Annotated in this window: 14 protein-coding genes; 9 read left to right on the forward strand and 5 right to left on the reverse strand. The window is 62.9% G+C overall.

What is annotated here, in order from left to right:
• Positions 1-41: 41 nt before the first annotated feature.
• Positions 42-1,055 (reverse strand): iron ABC transporter substrate-binding protein, encoded by a 1,014-nt coding sequence (locus tag RG540_RS15310; protein WP_038589532.1) that lies wholly within the window; start codon positions 1,053-1,055, stop codon positions 42-44.
• Positions 1,056-1,376: 321 nt separating this feature from the next.
• Between RG540_RS15310 and RG540_RS15315 the strand changes: the two genes are divergently transcribed.
• The 3 genes from RG540_RS15315 to RG540_RS15325 all read left to right on the forward strand — a co-directional run bounded on the left by RG540_RS15315 (position 1,377) and on the right by RG540_RS15325 (position 5,364).
• On the forward strand, positions 1,377-3,446 hold the full coding sequence (locus RG540_RS15315; protein ID WP_038589534.1) for an ATP-dependent helicase: 2,070 nt from the start codon (positions 1,377-1,379) through the stop codon (positions 3,444-3,446).
• 53 nt (positions 3,447-3,499) lie between these two features.
• Complete coding sequence (locus RG540_RS15320) at positions 3,500-4,555, forward strand: dipeptidase (protein ID WP_038589535.1); 1,056 nt, start codon at positions 3,500-3,502, stop codon at positions 4,553-4,555.
• Positions 4,556-4,653: 98 nt separating this feature from the next.
• Complete coding sequence (locus RG540_RS15325; RefSeq protein WP_038589538.1) at positions 4,654-5,364, forward strand: alpha/beta fold hydrolase; 711 nt, start codon at positions 4,654-4,656, stop codon at positions 5,362-5,364.
• Between the two features lie 65 nt (positions 5,365-5,429).
• Here RG540_RS15325 and RG540_RS15330 read toward each other — a convergent pair whose 3' ends face one another.
• Positions 5,430-5,927 carry a hypothetical protein gene (locus tag RG540_RS15330; RefSeq protein ID WP_038589540.1) on the reverse strand — a complete coding sequence of 166 codons (498 nt, stop codon included), beginning with the start codon at positions 5,925-5,927 and terminating at the stop codon, positions 5,430-5,432.
• 249 nt (positions 5,928-6,176) lie between these two features.
• Here RG540_RS15330 and RG540_RS15335 point away from each other — a divergent pair, with 249 nt between their 5' ends.
• Complete coding sequence (locus RG540_RS15335; RefSeq protein ID WP_038589542.1) at positions 6,177-7,061, forward strand: AraC family transcriptional regulator; 885 nt, start codon at positions 6,177-6,179, stop codon at positions 7,059-7,061.
• Positions 7,062-7,151: 90 nt separating this feature from the next.
• On the opposite strand, the gene RG540_RS15340 is transcribed toward RG540_RS15335, so the two are convergent.
• From RG540_RS15340 to RG540_RS15350, 3 genes are all read right to left on the reverse strand, one after another.
• The gene (locus RG540_RS15340) at positions 7,152-7,862 is read right to left on the reverse strand and encodes a DUF1003 domain-containing protein (RefSeq protein WP_038593925.1); all 711 of its coding nucleotides are present in this window, start codon (positions 7,860-7,862) and stop codon (positions 7,152-7,154) included.
• A 13-nt stretch (positions 7,863-7,875) separates the two neighbouring features.
• Positions 7,876-9,654, reverse strand: coding sequence for an ABC transporter ATP-binding protein/permease (locus RG540_RS15345; protein ID WP_038589544.1), 1,779 nt, complete (start codon positions 9,652-9,654; stop codon positions 7,876-7,878).
• A gap of 243 nt (positions 9,655-9,897) precedes the next feature.
• Complete coding sequence (locus RG540_RS15350; protein WP_038593927.1) at positions 9,898-10,260, reverse strand: VOC family protein; 363 nt, start codon at positions 10,258-10,260, stop codon at positions 9,898-9,900.
• Between the two features lie 131 nt (positions 10,261-10,391).
• Between RG540_RS15350 and RG540_RS15355 the strand changes: the two genes are divergently transcribed.
• The 5 genes from RG540_RS15355 (at position 10,392) to RG540_RS15375 (ending at position 17,565) form a co-directional block, all read left to right on the forward strand.
• The gene (locus RG540_RS15355; protein WP_038589546.1) at positions 10,392-11,012 is read left to right on the forward strand and encodes a TetR/AcrR family transcriptional regulator; all 621 of its coding nucleotides are present in this window, start codon (positions 10,392-10,394) and stop codon (positions 11,010-11,012) included.
• A complete protein-coding gene (locus tag RG540_RS15360; protein ID WP_038589549.1) occupies positions 11,009-11,974 on the forward strand; it encodes an HlyD family secretion protein in 966 nt (321 codons plus the stop codon). Before RG540_RS15355 ends, RG540_RS15360 begins: the two co-directional genes overlap by 4 nt.
• Positions 11,971-12,924 carry an ABC transporter ATP-binding protein gene (locus RG540_RS15365; protein WP_038589551.1) on the forward strand — a complete coding sequence of 318 codons (954 nt, stop codon included), beginning with the start codon at positions 11,971-11,973 and terminating at the stop codon, positions 12,922-12,924. Before RG540_RS15360 ends, RG540_RS15365 begins: the two co-directional genes overlap by 4 nt.
• Entirely contained in the window at positions 12,921-14,087 is a 1,167-nt protein-coding gene (locus RG540_RS15370) for an ABC transporter permease (RefSeq protein ID WP_038589553.1), read from the forward strand. The genes RG540_RS15365 and RG540_RS15370 overlap by 4 nt, the downstream gene beginning before the upstream one ends.
• A 139-nt stretch (positions 14,088-14,226) precedes the next feature.
• Entirely contained in the window at positions 14,227-17,565 is a 3,339-nt protein-coding gene (locus RG540_RS15375) for a transglutaminase family protein (protein WP_038589554.1), read from the forward strand.
• Positions 17,566-17,569 lie beyond the last annotated feature (4 nt).

The raw sequence follows: 17,569 nt of genomic DNA on the forward strand, positions 1-17,569 counted from the left end.
TACGCCCTGCGATGTCTCCATGCAACTGTTATCGACCGCTTTTAGAGCAGGCCGGCGGCGGTCATCATGTCGGTGACCTTGGCGTTGTTGAGGGTCGAGGGCTCGACCTTCGGGGCTGCCAAGTCGGCGATCGGGGTCAGCATCTTGTTGGAAGCCTCGCCCTTGCCGACGGCGTATTCAAAGGAGGTGCCGTCGCGCAGAACCTTCTGGCCGCCCTTGCCGGTAACCCACTTCAGGAAGGCCTGGGCCTGTTCCTTGTGCTTGGAGGAGGCGAGGATGCCGCCGCCCGAGATCGACACGAAGGCGCCCGGATCCTGGTTCTTGAAATAATGCATGCCGACGTTCTTGGTGTTTTCGCCGGTCTTCGCCACGTCGCCGAAATAGTAGTAGTGATAGATCAGCGCGCCTTCGAACTGGCCGGCATTGACCGCCTTCATCGCCGTCGAATTGCCGCGGATGGGGGTCGCGTTTTCCTTCATGCCCTTCAGCCAGGCGGCGGTCGCTTCCTCGCCCTTGAGCTGCAGCAGCGCGCCGACGATCGCCTGGAAGTCGGCGCCCGACGGAGAAGCCGTCCAGCGGCCCTTCCATTCCGGCTTGGCAAGGTCGAGCATCGACTTCGGCAGCTTGTCTTCGGTCAGCTTGGTCTTGTCATAGGCAAAAACCGTCGAGCGGGCAGCGATGCCGACCCAGTTGCCGTTGGCCGGATGGAAGCCCGGCAGAACCTGGTCGAGCGTCGCCTTGTCGATCGGCGCGAAGAGGCCCTTGCCGTCCACCAGCGCCATGGCCGGCGAGTTTTCGGTGAGGAACACGTCGGCCGGCGAATTGGCGCCTTCCTGAACGATCTGGTTGGCGATTTCGAGGTCGCTGCCCTGGCGGATGGTGACCACGATGCCGGTCTCTTCCGTGAAGGCCTGCGCCCATTCCTTGGTCAGCCCCTCGTGCTGGGCATTGTAGATGGTCAGGCTATCCTTGACCTGCGCCGAAGCCGGCGAGGAAAGGGCGAGAACAGAAACAGCCAGGGCAACGCCCGCGGCCAAGGTGAACGAAGTTTTCAAGATCGCCTCCGCAAGAGAGTCAGGAATTTGACGAGGCCGTCATAACCAAAGCAGAGATTTGCGGTCAAGTTTATTTCGAAAGCCCGCATAACAAAAGCGTGATTTACGTTTGAAATACAAACAGATACAGGGCCGGAAGCGAATTGGTCGCAGCACCAGCCCTTGGAACGCAATTGTACTTGGGCGGAAATACCGCCGCCGGCATGATCGCAATGTTGCGGCACGCATGCAAGTTGGTGACTTGCCGCATGCACGGTAATGCCGATTTCCGCGTAGGCGCACGAATCAGCTATGGCTAATTCGAACACATCGGGAACGGGCATGGCTGTTGCTTATCTGGAAAAGCTGAATGACGCGCAGCGGCGCGCGGTGGAGCACGGCTCGGATGTGCCAAAGGGCGGCCCCGCTGGGCCTTTGCTGGTCATCGCCGGTGCCGGTTCCGGCAAGACCAACACGCTCGCCCACCGCGTCGCGCACCTGATCGTCTCGGGCGCCGATCCGCGCCGCATCCTGCTGATGACCTTTTCCCGCCGCGCGGCTTCCGAAATGAGCCGCCGCGTCGAGCGCATCTGCGCGCAGGTTCTGGGTGCCAATGCCGGCATCATGACCGACGCGCTTGCCTGGGCCGGCACCTTTCACGGCATCGGCGCCCGGCTGCTCCGCCTCTACGCCGAACAGATCGGCCTCGACCACGACTTCACCATCCACGACCGGGAGGATTCCGCTGACCTGATGAACCTGGTCCGCCACGAACTCGGCTTCTCGAAGACCGAGAACCGGTTTCCGACCAAAGGCACCTGTCTGCAGATCTATTCCCGTGCGGTGAATTCGGAAACGCCTCTGGACGAAGTGCTGAAGCTCTATTTCCCCTGGTGCTCGGCCTGGGAAAAGCAGCTCCGCGAACTGTTCGCCTCCTATGTCGAGGCCAAGCAGGCCCAGAACGTGCTGGATTACGACGACCTCCTGCTCTACTGGGCGCAGATGATGAGTGAGCCGGCGATCGCGCAGGATGTCGGCGGCCGTTTCGACCACGTCCTCGTCGACGAATACCAGGACACCAACCGGCTGCAATCGTCGATCCTGATGGCGATGAAGCCCGGCGGCATCGGCCTCACCGTCGTCGGCGACGATGCGCAGTCGATCTATTCCTTCCGGGCGGCGACGATCCGCAACATCCTCGATTTCCCGAACACGTTCGATCCGCCGGCCAATATCGTCACGCTCGACCGCAACTACCGCTCGACCAATACGATTCTGGCCGCCGCCAACGGCGTCATCGATCTCGCCCGCGAGCGTTTTACCAAGAACCTCTGGACCGAGCGCCAGTCGGAGGAGCGCCCCCGCCTCGTCGCCGTCAAGGACGAGACCGAACAGGCCAATTACATCGTCGAAAAAATCCTCGAAAACCGCGAAACCGGCATGACCCTGAAGCAGCAGGCCGTGCTGTTCCGCTCCTCGCATCACTCCGGCCCGCTGGAAGTCGAACTCACCCGCCGCAACATCCCCTTCGTGAAGTTCGGCGGCCTGAAGTTCCTCGACAGCGCCCATGTCAAGGACATGCTGGCGGCGCTGCGTTTCGCCCAGAACCCGCGCGACCGCGTCGCCGGTTTCCGGCTGATGCAGCTCATCCCCGGCATCGGCCCGCAGACAGCCGGAAAGATCCTCGATGCGATCACCGCCGATCCAGAGCCGCTCGCAGCGCTGCAGGAAATCCCCGCCCCGCCGCGCTCCGGCGCCGACTGGCCGGCCTTCGTCGACATGCTCGCCGCCGTCCGCAAGGGCCAGGGTTGGCCGTCCGAGATCGGTCTCGCACGCCTCTGGTACGAGCCGCATCTCGCCCGCATCCACGAAGATGCCGAAACCCGCAAGGCCGACCTTTTGCAGCTCGAGCAGATCGCCTCCGGTTATACGTCGCGCGAACGGTTCCTTACCGAACTGACCCTCGATCCGCCTGATGCGACCAGCGCCGAATCCGGCACGCCCCTGCTCGATGAGGACTACCTGATCCTCTCGACCATCCATTCGTCGAAGGGCCAGGAATGGCGCTCGGTCTTTCTTCTGAACTGCGTCGACGGCTGCATCCCCTCCGACCTCGGCGTCGGCTCGACCGCCGAGGTCGAGGAGGAACGCCGTCTTCTTTATGTCGCGATGACGCGGGCGAAAGACCACCTGCATCTGATGACGCCGCAGCGTTTCTTCGTGCACGGCCAGGCGTCGCAGGGCGATCGCCACGTCTATGCCGCCCGCACCCGCTTCATCCCGGCGACGCTTCTGCAATTCTTCGAAACCGCCGCCTGGCCGGTCGTCGCCCAGATGACCGACGCCGAACGCCAGGCCCGCCACCAGGTCCGCATCGACGTCACCGTCCGCATGCGCGGCATGTGGCGGTAACAAAACTGTCCTAAGACTCGCCAGCAATCTGTCCCGGAACCGGACGAATTCTTATGGAAAAAATCGCAGTCTTCGACGGGCATAACGATGCAGTCCAGTTCATGCTGGACTATAAGCCTGGGGGCCGGGACTTCCTCATCCGGTCGGAGACAGGCCATCTCGATCTTCCCCGCGCGATCGAAGGACACCTCGTCGGCGGATTGTTTGCGCTGCATGCCTATCCGGAGCGCAAGCCGGAAAACGATCTGACGGTCACCAATGAGGGTTATGAGGTTCGTTATGCCGACGCCCTGGAAGAGGGTTATGCCCGTCGCCTGATTGACGCCCAGCTTGCCGCCATCGATCTATTGATCCGGCGCTCAAGTGGCCGGATGCGCCTCACGACCGATGTCGGCAGCATCGAGACCGCCCGGGCGGAATCCGCCTTCGCGGTCGTTCTTCATATGGAAGGCGCCGAGGCGATGGGTCCCGATCTCGACTATCTCCATATCCTCCATACGGCGGGTCTCCGCTCCCTCGGCCTGGTCTGGAGCCGCCCCAACATATTCGGCTACGGCGTGCCCTTCGCTTATCCGAGGTCTCCCGACACCGGCCCGGGCCTGACGGATATTGGCAGGGAACTGGTGAGAGCCTGCAATGCCCTCGGCATCATGATCGACCTTGCGCATCTGAACGAACGGGGCTTCTGGGATGTGGCGGCCTTCAGCACCGCTCCCCTCGTCGCCACGCATGCCTGTGCCCATGCACTCTGCCCCTCCACCCGCAATCTCACCGACCGGCAGCTTGACGCCATCCGCGATACAGACGGAGTCATCGGCTTCAACCTCGCCGTCTACGATATCCGTGCCGACGCACATCTGGACGAAAACACCCCTCTCGACACCGTTGTCTCCCACATCGGATATCTGATCGATCGCGTTGGCGTGGACCGCGTGGCGCTTGGGTCGGACTTCGACGGCACAGTCGTGCCCCGCGAGATCAGGGATGCAAGTGGCCTGCCGCATCTCTTCGCTGCCATGCGTAAAGCCGGTTTCGACGAGCCAACCTTGAGAAAATTCGCCTTCGACAACTGGCTCCGCGTCTTCCGCCTCACCTGGAAGAACGGCTGAACAACCATATTCCGCCGAACCTGTCCCCTCGCCTGTCGCATTGACTCCACCGGAGCCGGATGGGAAACAACCGGCATCGTTCAGACGGGAGGGGATGAATGGCCAGCCGCAAAATCGTTCTGGTGCAGGGTGCATGGGGTTCGAGCGCGAGCTGGACACCGGTTGCCGATATTCTGCGGGGCATGGGCCACCAGGTCTTCGTGCCGAGCCTCACCGGGCTCGGTGAACGCGCCCACCTCTTCTCGGGCGCCATCAATCTCGACACCCATATCGGCGACGTCTGCGGCCTTGTCGAAGCGGAGGGCCTTGAGGAATTCGATCTCGTTGGCCATTCCTATGGCGGCATGGTGATAACAGGCGTCGCTGATCGTTTCGCGGCCCGCATCCGCACGCTGACCTATCTCGACGCTTTCCTGCCGGAAAACGGGCAGTCGGCGCTCGATCTGCTTGGTCCGGAAGTGGCGATGGCCAACCTCGCCATGGCCGGCGAACTCGGCGGCGTCGCGGTGCCGCCTCCTGCCCGTCACGCGACCCGGGTGCCGGAACATCTGCGCCATTACATGACCAGCCGCTCGCCGCAGGCGTTCGCGACGATGATCCAGAAGATCAAGCTGTCGGGTGACTATCGGAAGATCACGAAAAGGCTCTACGTCTCGGCCAATATCGATCAGTCCAAGATCTTTTCCGGCATCTACGCCAAGGTTGGCGCCGATCCGTCCTGGGCATCCATGGAGGTGCCAAGCGGCCACATGCTGCAGCTCGAAATGCCGGAACAGGTCGCCCGCATCATCCACGATTTCATCGGCTGACTTTTCACCCAGTCAGTCCGACGAGACGAAAGCGGCGGCGGAAACAACCGCCGCCGCGCTCGGTATCACTTTACGATCGGCTTGATCGACAACAGGATGTCGACCAGTTCCTTCTGGTGCTTTTCCTCGTCGCCCTTGGTTCCCCAATAGGTGACGACGAGGCCCTTGGTCGGCGATGTCTGGATCAGTGCGAGCCCGACGCTCACCGGACCGTTCTCGTCCTTGCCGTCCCAATCGAGTGTGGTCATCTGCATGCCGTTGAACTCCTCGACCGGAGTTTCCTTCAGCGTCTTGGGATCGACGGTGACGCCAACCTCCTTCAGGAAATCGATGGCGTCGGAAACCGTCTTGTCCATCGACTTCAGCTCCGCAACATCGGCGGAGAGATAGACGGCGTTGTCCTTGGACGTGGCATCGACCCCGGTCTCGGTTTCCTTCGGGTTCCAGCTATCGGGGATCTTGATGCTGGCGATCGGAGCGTCGCTCGGGAATTTGAGTGTTTTCGCCTGGGCCAGCGTGGGCGCGGCCAGGACGAGCATGCCAATGAGAAGAGCTTTTTTCATCTGGGAATCCTAGAAAGATGGGAACCGCAGATGCTTTAACCAGCGGCAAAAACCATTTAGCACACAGCCCTTTAAGAATGGGTGGAGCAAACGCTCAAAAACCGGCGATCCCGCCAAACTCGCGTTAGGGTTTGCCACCTCTCCTTCCGCCGTTGCTGGCAGGCACCTGCTGATCCATGCCAAACCGCAAGATCGGTCGAGCGCGTCATATTTGAAAGGGCGTAGATGGTGTCGCCACGGAGGAAGACTATGAAGGCGCCACTTGAAAACTACCATGCCCGAATGCAGCGGGTGCTGGACCATATCGACCAGCACCTGGACGATGATCTGGGCCTGGACGTGTTGAGCGGCGTCGCGGCGTTCTCGAAATACCATTTCCACCGGCAGTTCGCGTCCACCTTCGGGGTGTCCGTGCATCGCTATGTCCAGCTTGCGCGTTTGAAGCATGCTTCGCACCGGCTGGCTTCGAAGGACGCTCCAAGTGTCACGGACGTAGCGATGGATGCCGGTTACGATGCACCCGACGCCTTTGCCCGCGCCTTTCGGCAAAGGCTTGGCCAATCGCCTTCATCATTCCGGAAGTCGCCCGACTGGGCACCGTGGCTTGCGGCCTTCGGGCCTTTGAACAATGCGAGGAGCAAGCTCATGCAGATTACCTATACCCACGACGACGTGACTATCCGCGATGTCCCCCCGACGCCGGTGGCGATCATCGAGCATCGGGGCGACCGGGCAACACTCGGCGATACCATCGAGCGCTTCATTGCCTGGCGCAAGGCGGCCGGCTTATCGCCTGAGACGAGCCCGACCTTCAACGTCTTCCGTTCTGAGAGGACGCCTGCGATCCCGGCGGATTATAGCATGGACCTTTGTGTCGGGACTGACCTGCCGATTGCGCCCGATGACGCACAGATGAAACCAGGCGTGATTCCGGGCGGGCGCTGTGCGGTCCTGCGCGTCTTCCATGATACCCACAATTTAGAACCCGCCGCGCTCTTTCTTTATCGGGATTGGCTTCCAGCCAGTGGGGAGGACGCACGCGACTTCCCCATCTATTGCCAGCGGCACTTCTCCCTCTTCCCGGGCGCGCAGGTCCATGATGTCGTCGTGGAACTGTTCCTGCCGTTGAAATAGTAGCGCTGGACGGCGGCCTGTCCTTCCGATCGTCAGAAGCGGACAGGCCGCCATTCACCCCATCTCATTCGGCATCTAAGAGTTCGCGGCCTAGGTCGGGCTCCGCCCGCCGCCGCGCCGTTCCAGAAGCTCGATCTGGATCTGCTGCATTTCCGCCAGACGCTCCCATTGATGCGCCATCTGGTGGTCGATCTTTTCGTGCAGCTGGCGGATTTCCAGTTCGGCGCGCAGGTTGATCATGTAGTCGTTCTCGGAGCGCAGCCGGTCCTTTTCCTCCTGCCGCCGCTGGCTCATCATGATGACCGGCGCCTGCAGCGCCGCAAGGCAGGAGAGCACCAGGTTGAGCAGGATGAACGGATAGGGATCGAACGGAACAGCAAACAGGCCGACGACATTCGCCGCCATCCAAACGCAGAGCACTCCGAGGAAGCTCAGGATGAACGTCCAGGAGCCGCCGAAGGACGCGACCTTGTCGGCCACCCGCTCGCCGAAGGTGGGATTGCGCTCGAGAAGGTTGACGGCGCTCGTCTGCACCGTCGAGGCGCCCTTTTCGAAACTGTCGAGTACACGTTTGTCGAGATTGGAAAGCTCGCCGCGCTCCTCGTCGAGCAGCTTTTCCACATAACGGCGGCGATAGCGGCCAAGATCCTCGTCGCAGATATAGCTGTCGGCGGTGCAGCTTGGAACCTCCTCGGCGACCATCGTGACGAGGTTCGGCCGCAGATACCCGGCCTTGTGCAGTCTCGACAACGGAAAGGTGCGACCGCAGACGACGCATTGCCCGGTTTTGGTCGACGTCATATGCCTGCCCATGTCATGCCTCTTCCTTCTTCTTCTCTGCATGCGCATGAAGCGGCGACAGGTGGAAGAGGCGCGGCGCGAATTTCTTCCGGAACTCTTCCGAACGGCCGATATAGATGAGCGTCAGGCCTTCGAGACGGCTGAGCACGCCCAACAGCCGCTCCTGGGTTTCCGGCTCCAGGCCTTCCAGCACGTCGTCCATGATCAGCCAGTCCGGCTTGCGCAGCACCGCGTTGGCGATCGACAGCGACGCCTCCTCGTCCTTGTCGAGCAGCCGGTCCCAGCGTTCCACCTCGTCCAGCCGGTGCACGAGGCGGTCGAGCCCGACCTTCTCCAGGGCCTCGGTCAGCGCCTTGTCGTCGATGTCGCTCAGGCCGTCCGGATAGGTCATCACCTCGCGCAGCGTCGCCGTCGGCAGGTATCCGTCCTGCGGCATCAGGATCATGCGGCCTGCCGGGGGCAGGGCGATCTCGCCACGCCCCCAGGGCCAGATGCCGGCCAACGCCTGGAAAAACAAGTGTCGGTCGGCGCCAGGATCGCCATTGATCATCACCCGCTCGCCCGGCTTGATGGCACAATCGCCCTCGACCACCCGCACCCCATGTCCGGCCTCGCCCTGCTCGGGCGCGCCGTAGACCGTGACGCCGCAAACGCTGATGCCCTCCCCCTGATGCGCCTCGCGATAGGCGATCACCCCGCCCTCCCCAGCCTGCGTATCCATGGTCAGCAGTGCGTGGCGAAAGGAGGAGACGCGGTTCAGCGTCGCGCGCCAGTCGGCGATGACGCTGAAATTGACGACATACCAGCGGAGCGCCTGATTGACCTGGTTGAAGGCCCCGACGGCCATCATCAGCCCACCGAAGGAAAGTTCGCCGGAAAAATACATCGGCGACGCGATGATGATCGGCGCCACCAGCGCCAGCCAGCCGAACCCCGCCGAGACCCAGGTGAGGTTGGCGAGCGCCCAGGCGAGCTTGCGCAGCATGCCCAGCACGCCCTCGATCGCGAAATCCACCCGGACGCGCTCGCTTGCCTCGCCGCGCGCGAGCGTGATCGGTTTCAGATTCTCGTTCGCCCGCACCAGGGCCGCGCGCAGGTCCGCTTCGCGCGCATAACGCTCGGCGTTGAGGCGCGGCAAAAGGTTGCCAACGACGTTGCTGAGCACCGAGCCCAGGAGCGCATAAAGGATCGTGGTCCACACCATGTAACCGGGGATCGAAATGGTGCGGCTGCCGAAATGGAACGCGAAATCCGACGAGATCGCCCAGAGCACGCCGATGAAGCTTGCGAGCAGGATCGTCGAGTTGACGAGCCCGATCGCCAGCGCCGTGGTGTTTTCCGCCAGGATGCGCGTGTCCTCGTGCAGCCGCTGGTCGGGATTGCTGGCGATCGCGCCTGCCCCGCCGAGCTTGAGCGCCCGGCCGGGCTTCAGCCAGACATCGGCGAGATCGCGCGCCAATCCCTCGCGCATCCGCATCGCGGTGATCTGGTTCAGCCACTGCTGGACGACGTTCAAGAGCGTCAGCGAGAAGGCGATAATGCCAAACACGACGAGCTGGTTCAGAAATTCCGGCATGTCGCGCCGTTCCAGCGCGTCATAGAACGGCCCGTTCCACTCGTTCAGCCGGTATGTCGCATAGGTCGTCGCAAAGATAATGATGAGCAATGCCGAGATCAGCACCAGGACGCGATTGCGCACCGGCGCATTCCAGAATGCCTTGCCCATCATGCGGAGCTGGCCCCCCAGGGAAAGCTCGAAATTCTGCAGTGCCGTTTCCGGGGGCTGCGTCATCGTGTCCGAACTCCTTGCGACTGATCAACTCTCAACGGCGCCGCACCCTTACCACGGCAAGGCGGCCTCTACAGATATGGGGAGCGAAGGTCGCCCGCGCGACCGCTGACGCTGTTTCCAATCGCCCCACTGATGGTTTTAAACGAGAAATCCTCAGATTTCCTTGAAGAGAATACCCTAATCAAAAAGATATTTCACCGGGATCGGCAGAGCAGGTCCCGCAGACTCTGATGCGGCACCGCTTTAACCCGCCTTCCGGAAGGCTCGGCTGGAAACTGAAACGGAGTTCAGGCAAGGGTCCTTAGCGTTGGCGTAGACATAGCCGTCGGCTTTGTGGATGGGGCCGAAATGCAGGCCGTTTTCGGCGCTTCGCCGGCAGAACGCCTCGACATCTTCGACGTCGAAGACAAGCTTGACGATCGCCTGGCCGCTCCTTAGCCCGCGGCCGGCCGGATGTAGCATGATATTGACGCCGCCGTCCTGCGCCACCAGTTCGACGATCCTGTCGCCTGGCAGCCGCATCGCCCGGAAGCCGAAATGCGTCTCGTAAAAGAGCGCCGTCGCCTCGACATCCTTCACATAGATCACCAGCCTGCCGAGCGACACGACATCCTCCAAAGGTTTCCGACCACGTCTCCCAGAGTTACCCAACATCCCCATTTCCCGCTACAGCGCTTGTAAATTATCCTCATCCGTGCTAATGACCGACCAGTCAGTCATAATTGAGAATATAGACGATGCCCGAGAGGAAAAGAGAGAAACGCGACCCGCAGCAGCGGCGTGCCGATATCTTGGCCGCCGCCTTTGCCTGCTTTTCCGAGCGTGGTTTTGCCGCCACCCGCATGGAGGATGTCGCGGCCCGCGCCGGCATCGCCAAGGGCACCGTCTACCTGCATTTCCCGGACAAGGAGGCGCTGTTCACCGAACTCGTCTCCGGCATCGCCTCGCCGATTCTCGGTCAGATCGACGGGCTGGCGGCCAACGAAGCCATCCCGCCGCGTTTCGCCATCTCGATGTTCTACACCCTCTTCAAGCGCGAGGTGCTGGAGACCGAGCGCCGCCATCTTTTGCGGCTGATCCTGGCCGAAGGCCCGATGTTTCCGGCCGTCACCGAATTTTATCACCGCGAGATCATTTCCAAGGGTCTTGGCGTGCTGCGCATCCTCCTGAAGCGGGCGGCCGAGCGCGGCGAGTTGCGCAACCCGGCCATCGCCGAACTCCCGCAGATCGTCATCGCACCGGCTCTGCTGTCGATCGTATGGACGACGCTGTTCGAAGGTTACGAACACCTCGACACCCAAAAACTCTTCGACGCCTTCCTGGAAACCCTGTTCGTGCCGGAAGGAGGTGCGAAATGAAGCGCGTCCTCGCCATCATCATCCTCGCGGGCGCTGCCCTCGCTGCTCTGCCCTTCCTCTTCGCCGATAAGCCGCCGCGCCCCTACCAGGGCTGGGTCGAGGCAGATACACTGTTCATCGGTGCCGAAAGTGCCGGCCGGCTCACCCAGGTAAACATTGCCGAGGGCGCAACGATCGCGGCCGGCGCGCCGCTCTTCAGGCTCGACTCCTCAAGCGAAGAAGCCGCCGTCGCCGCGGCCCGCGCAGCGCTTGCCCGCTCCCAGGCCGAACTGGATCTGGCGCATGCCGCCCAGAAGCGCCCGGAAGAGATCGACGTGCTGCGCGCTTCCGAACGGGAAGCCACCGCCCGACTGGACCTCGCCGAACAGGATCTCGACCGCACCCGGGTTCTCGTCGAGCGCGGCACCGCGACGCGCGCCAATCTCGATACGGCGACCGCTACCGAGGCCGCCAACCGCGCCGCCCTCGACAACGTCCGCAGCCAGATCATCCTCGCCGCCCTCCCCGCCCGCGATGAGACGCTGCGACAGACGGAGGAATCGGTCGCCGCCGCCAAGGCCGATCTCGCCTCGGCGCAGGCAGCGCTGGCCCGCCGCTCGGTTTCGGCACCCGCTGCCGGCAGCATCGAGACGCTCTATTACAGGAACGGCGAAGTCGTCCCCGCCGGCCGCCCGATCGTCGCACTCCTGCCGCCCGAAAACGTCCGCATCCGCTTTTTCGTGCCGGAAACCGAGATCGCCCGCCTGTCGCTCGGTCAGCCGGTTCGTGTCACCTGCGACGCCTGCCGGCCGTCCGACGCAAAAGTCAGCTTCATCGCCAGGAACGCGGAATACACGCCGCCGGAAATCTACAGCCTCGAAGAGCGTGCAAAACTCGTCTACCGCATCGAGGCCATCCCGACCGATCCGAAGGTGCTCCGCCCCGGCCAGCCGGTCGACGTCCTGCCCGGACCACGCCTATGACCGCCGCCGAAACCTACGAAGTCGACGCCCCGGAAACGGTGATCGACGTCCATCACCTCACCAAGAGCTTTGGCGGCCGCAAGGTGGTCGACGACCTCTCCATGTCGGTGAAGAAAGGCCGCATCCACGGCTTTCTCGGCCCCAACGGCTCCGGCAAGACGACTACCATACGCATGCTCTGCGGCCTGCTGACGCCAGACAGCGGCGACGGCACCTGCCTCGGCTTCGACATCCTGACCGAAAGCGACCGCATCCGCCGTCGGGTCGGTTACATGACCCAGAAATTCTCGCTCTACCAGGACCTGTCGATCCGCGAAAACCTCGAATTCGTCGCTCGCGTCTATGGCCTCGCCGATCCGCGCGCCAAGGCGAGCGCTGCAATCGAACGCCTCGGCCTCAAGGGCCGCGAGAAACAATTGGCCGGCGAGCTTTCCGGCGGCTGGAAACAGCGCCTCGCGCTTGGCGCCTGCATACTGCCTGAACCGGCACTTCTTCTCCTCGACGAACCGACCGCCGGCGTCGACCCGAAGGCCCGCCGGGATTTCTGGAACGAGATCCATGCGCTTGCCGCCAACGGCCTCTCGGTGCTGGTCTCGACCCATTACATGGACGAGGCCGAGCGCTGCCATGAGATCGCCTATATCGCCTACGGAAAACTGCTCGCCGAAGGCACGGTGGACGAGGTGATCGCCGGCACCGGCCTCGTCACCTTCACCGTCTCCGGCCCGGGCGCCGACCGTCTGCAAGCGGAACTCGAACAGGCAACCGGTGTCGACATGATCGCCCCCTTCGGCACCAGCCTGCATGTCGCCGGCCGCGATGCCGCAACCCTCGAACAGGCAATCGCTCCCTATCGCGACAGGCCCGGCCTCAAATGGGAAAAGGGCGAACCGACGCTTGAAGACGCCTTCATCGACCTGATGCGCCGCTCGGAGGACAATTTCAAATGACCCCGGCGCCCGGCAATACCAACGGCAATGGCTCTTCGGGCGGCAGCTCCTTCGGCCGCTTCTGGGCGATGACGGTCAAGGAATTCATCCAGATGACCCGCGACCGCATCACGCTCGCGACCATGGTCATGCTGCCGATCATGCAGCTTTTCCTGTTCGGTTTTGCCATCAACACCACGCCGCACAACCTGCCGACCTCCGTGCTGATGCGCGAAAACAGCGATGTCGGCCGCTCCATCCTCGCCGCCTTGAAGAACACCGACTTCTTCGAGATCAAATCGGTTGTCACCCGCGCCGAGGACATGGATTCGCTGCTGCAATCGGGAAAGGTGCTGTTCGTCGTCGAAATCCCCGAAGGTTTCGAACGCTCGCTGCGCCGCGGCGATTCGCCCTCGCTGCTGGTCGCCGCCGACGCCACCGACCCGGTGGCCGCAAGCTCGGCGCTCGGAGCACTCTCCGGTATCATCTCGACCGCGCTCGAAAACGACCGCCAAATCACTCTAGCGGAGCCTGTGAAACCCGCCTTCCAGATCGTCCAGCACCGCCGCTACAACCCGGCAGGTTCCTCGACCTTGAACATCGTCCCCGGCCTGCTCGGCACGATCCTCACCATGACGCTGCTGATCTTCACCGCCCTCTCCGTTACCCGCGAGGTCGAGCGCGGCACGATGGAGAACCTGCTGTCGATGCCGATCAAGCCGCTGGAGATCATGCTCGGCAAGATCGCCCCTTACGTGCTGATCGGCCTCATCCAGGCGCTGGTGATCATCGGCGTCGGCATCCTCGTCTTCCAGGTGCCGATCCTCGGCGATTCCTTGTCGCTGACCGCGGCGACCGCCCTCTTCGTCATCACCAACCTGTCGATCGGCTACACCTTCTCGACGATTGCCGCCAACCAGCTGCAGGCCATGCAGATGGCGATGATGTTCTTCCTGCCGAACATTCTTCTCTCCGGCTTCATGTTCCCCTTCGCCGGCATGCCCAATTGGGCACAGTGGATCGGCGAGGCGCTGCCGCTCACCCACTATATCCGCATCGTCCGGGCGGTGATGCTGAAGGGCGCTAGCATCGAGACCTTGGTCTATGACACGCTGGCGCTGGCCGGCCTGATGGCCGTCGCCATGCTGATCGCGGTCCGCCGTTTCCGCCGCACGCTGGATTGAAGACTGCAAACCCTACGTATTTCACCAGTATTGCCGCATCGCGATAAGCTTGGAATACGCCTTGCTTTATTCTCGTGCATTGCACAAAATCCCGGCAACGATCATCGATCGGTCAGCGTAAAGGCCGGCAAGGGGAAGTATGTCGATCAAGGCGAGTATCTACCACCTTACCCATTACATGTACGACAAGCCCGTCCGTCTCGGACCGCAGATCATCCGCCTCAAACCGGCCGCCCATTCGCGCACCAAGGTGCTCAGCCATTCGCTGAAGGTGACGCCCTCCAATCACTTCGTGAATCTGCAGCAGGACCCTTACGGCAATTACCTCGCCCGCTTCGTTTTTCCGGACCCCGTCACCGAGTTCAAGATCGAGGTCGACCTCGTCGCCGACATGACGGTCTACAATCCCTTCGACTTCTTCGTCGAAGAGGACGCGATGAAATGGCCGTTCAGCTATCCGCCTGAACTGGTCGAGGACCTGTCGATCTACATGGTGCCGGAGCCGCCGGAACCGGCGCTCGTCGACTACCTCAAGACCTTCGACATGTCCCCGGGCCAGCCGACGGTCGACATGATCGTCGGCATCAACGCCCGCCTGCAGCAGGCGATCGGGTATGTCATCCGCATGGAGCCGGGCGTGCAGACGCCGGAGCAGACGCTGACTTCCGCCATGGGCTCCTGCCGCGACACCAGCTGGCTGCTTGTCCAGATCCTGCGCCATCTCGGCCTCGCCACCCGCTTCGTCTCGGGCTACCTCATCCAGCTCACCCCGGACCTGAAGGCGCTCGACGGTCCCTCCGGCACCGAAGTCGATTTCACCGACCTGCACGCCTGGTGCGAGGTCTATCTTCCCGGCGCCGGCTGGGTCGGCCTCGATCCGACCTCGGGACTTCTGACCGGCGAAAGCCATATCCCGCTTGCCGCCACGCCGCATTTCCGCAATGCCGCGCCGATATCCGGCGGTTATTTCGGCGAGGCTGACACCTCCTTCGCCTTCGATATGAAGGTCAACCGGGTCGCCGAACATCCGCGCATCACCAAACCCTTCTCCGATGAGTCGTGGGATGCGCTGAACGACCTCGGCGAACAGGTCGACCGCGTGCTGAAGGCGCAGGACGTGCGCCTGACGATGGGCGGCGAACCGACTTTCGTATCGATCGACGATTTCGAATCCGGCGAATGGAACACCGATGCAGTCGGCCCCACCAAACGCGAAAAGGCCGATATCCTGATCCGCAAGCTGCGCGAGCGTTTCGCGCCCGGCGGCTTCATGCATTACGGCCAGGGCAAATGGTATCCGGGCGAAACCCTGCCACGCTGGACCTTTTCGCTCTACTGGCGCAAGGACGGCCGACCGATCTGGACCAATCCCGACCTCGTCGCCGAGGAAGGCCGCGACTATGGCATCGGCGAACAGGATTCCGCCAAGCTCCTGACCGGCATCGCAAGCGAACTCGGCATTGCCCCGGACATGGTCGTACCGGCCTATGAAGATCCGGCGGAATGGATCATCAAGGAAGGCAACCTGCCGGACAATGTCGATCCGTCCAATTCCAAGCTCAAGGATCCGGAGGAACGCAACCGTATCGCCCGTGTCTTCGAACGCGGCCTGACCAGTGCCAGCGGTTATGTCCTGCCCGTCCAGGCGTGGAACGCGCAGGCCACGGGAAGCTCGGCGGCTAAGCGCTGGATCAGCGAGAGGTGGCGCACCCGCCGCGGCAAGATCTTCCTCGTGCCAGGCGACAGCCCGGTCGGTTATCGCCTGCCGCTCGGCACCCTGCCCTATGTTCCGCCATCGCAGTTTCCCTATATCCACGAGGCCGACCCCTCGATCCCCCGCCAGCCGCTGCCCGAGGAGATCGTCCCGGCCGGCCGTGCCATGCCTGAATCCTCGTTCAAGGCAGGCGACGCCGCCAATCCCGGCCGCGTCGAACAAACCCTCGGCGAAATCGGCGGCGCGGTGCGTACCGCGATTTCGGTCGAAGCCCGCGACGGCCGGCTCTGCGTCTTCATGCCGCCGGTCGAAAAGATCGAGGACTATCTCGAACTAATCGCCGCCGCCGAAAACGCTGCGGCCGCAATCGGCCTTCCCGTCCATATCGAAGGTTATGCTCCGCCGCATGACGAGCGCATCAACGTCATCCGCGTCGCGCCGGATCCCGGCGTCATCGAGGTCAACATCCATCCGGCCGCCAGCTGGGAAGAGACGGTTTCGATCACCACCGCGATCTACGAGGAAGCCCGCCAGAGCCGCCTCGGCGCTGACAAGTTCATGATCGACGGCCGCCACACCGGCACCGGCGGCGGCAACCATGTCGTGGTCGGCGGCGCCAACCCGAACGACAGCCCGTTCCTGCGCCGCCCCGACCTGCTGAAGAGCCTGGTGCTGCACTGGCAGCGCCATCCGTCGCTCTCCTACCTGTTCTCCGGCCTGTTCATCGGCCCGACCTCCCAGGCGCCGCGCATCGACGAGGCCCGTCACGATTCGATGTACGAGCTGGAAATCGCGCTTGCCCAGGTGCCGGCGCCCGGCCAAGGCGCCCCGCCACTGCCGTGGCTGGTCGATCGCCTGTTCCGCAACCTTCTGACCGACGTCACCGGCAATACCCACCGCTCGGAAATCTGCATCGACAAACTGTTCTCGCCGGACGGCCCGACCGGTCGCTTGGGCCTCGTCGAGTTCCGCGGTTTCGAAATGCCGCCGAATGCCCGCATGTCGCTTGCCCAGCAATTGCTGGTCCGGGCGCTGATCGCTCGCTTCTGGAAGAACCCGCTGCAGGGCCGGTTCGTGCGCTGGGGCACGGCGCTCGCCGACCGTTTCATGCTACCGCAATATGTCTGGGCCGATTTCATGGACGTCCTCCAGGACCTGCGCGAAAACGGCTTCGACCTGCGTCCCGAATGGTTCGAGGCACAGCTCGAATTCCGCTTCCCCTTCTTCGGCGAGGTCGAATACGAGGATTCCAAGCTCGAACTGCGCCAGGCGCTCGAACCCTGGCACGTGATGGGCGAACAGGGTGCCATCGGCGGCACCGTGCGGTATGTCGATTCGTCGGTCGAGCGCCTCCAGGTCCGGCTCGAAACCACCAACCCGGCCCGCTATACCGTGGCCTGCAACGGCCGTGCCGTACCGCTCAAGGGCACCGGGACGTCCGGCGTCTCGGTTGCCGGCGTCCGCTTCAAGGCCTGGCAGCCGTCCGCCGGCCTGCACCCGGTCCTGCCGGTTAATACGCCGCTCACATTCGACATATATGATACATGGTCCGGCCGTTCGATCGGCGGCTGCATCTATCACGTTGCCCATCCGGGCGGGCGTAGTTATGACACCTTCCCGGTCAACGGCAACGAGGCGGAAGCGCGCCGGCTCGCCCGGTTCGAACCATGGGGTCATACCGCTGGAAGTTATACGCTTCTGGCAGAAATGCCCTCGCCCGAATTTCCGCTGACGCTCGATCTGCGCCGGCCGCAAGGAGTCTGAAACA

The organism is Neorhizobium galegae bv. orientalis str. HAMBI 540 (assembly GCF_000731315.1).
GTDB classification, from domain to species: domain Bacteria; phylum Pseudomonadota; class Alphaproteobacteria; order Rhizobiales; family Rhizobiaceae; genus Neorhizobium; species Neorhizobium galegae.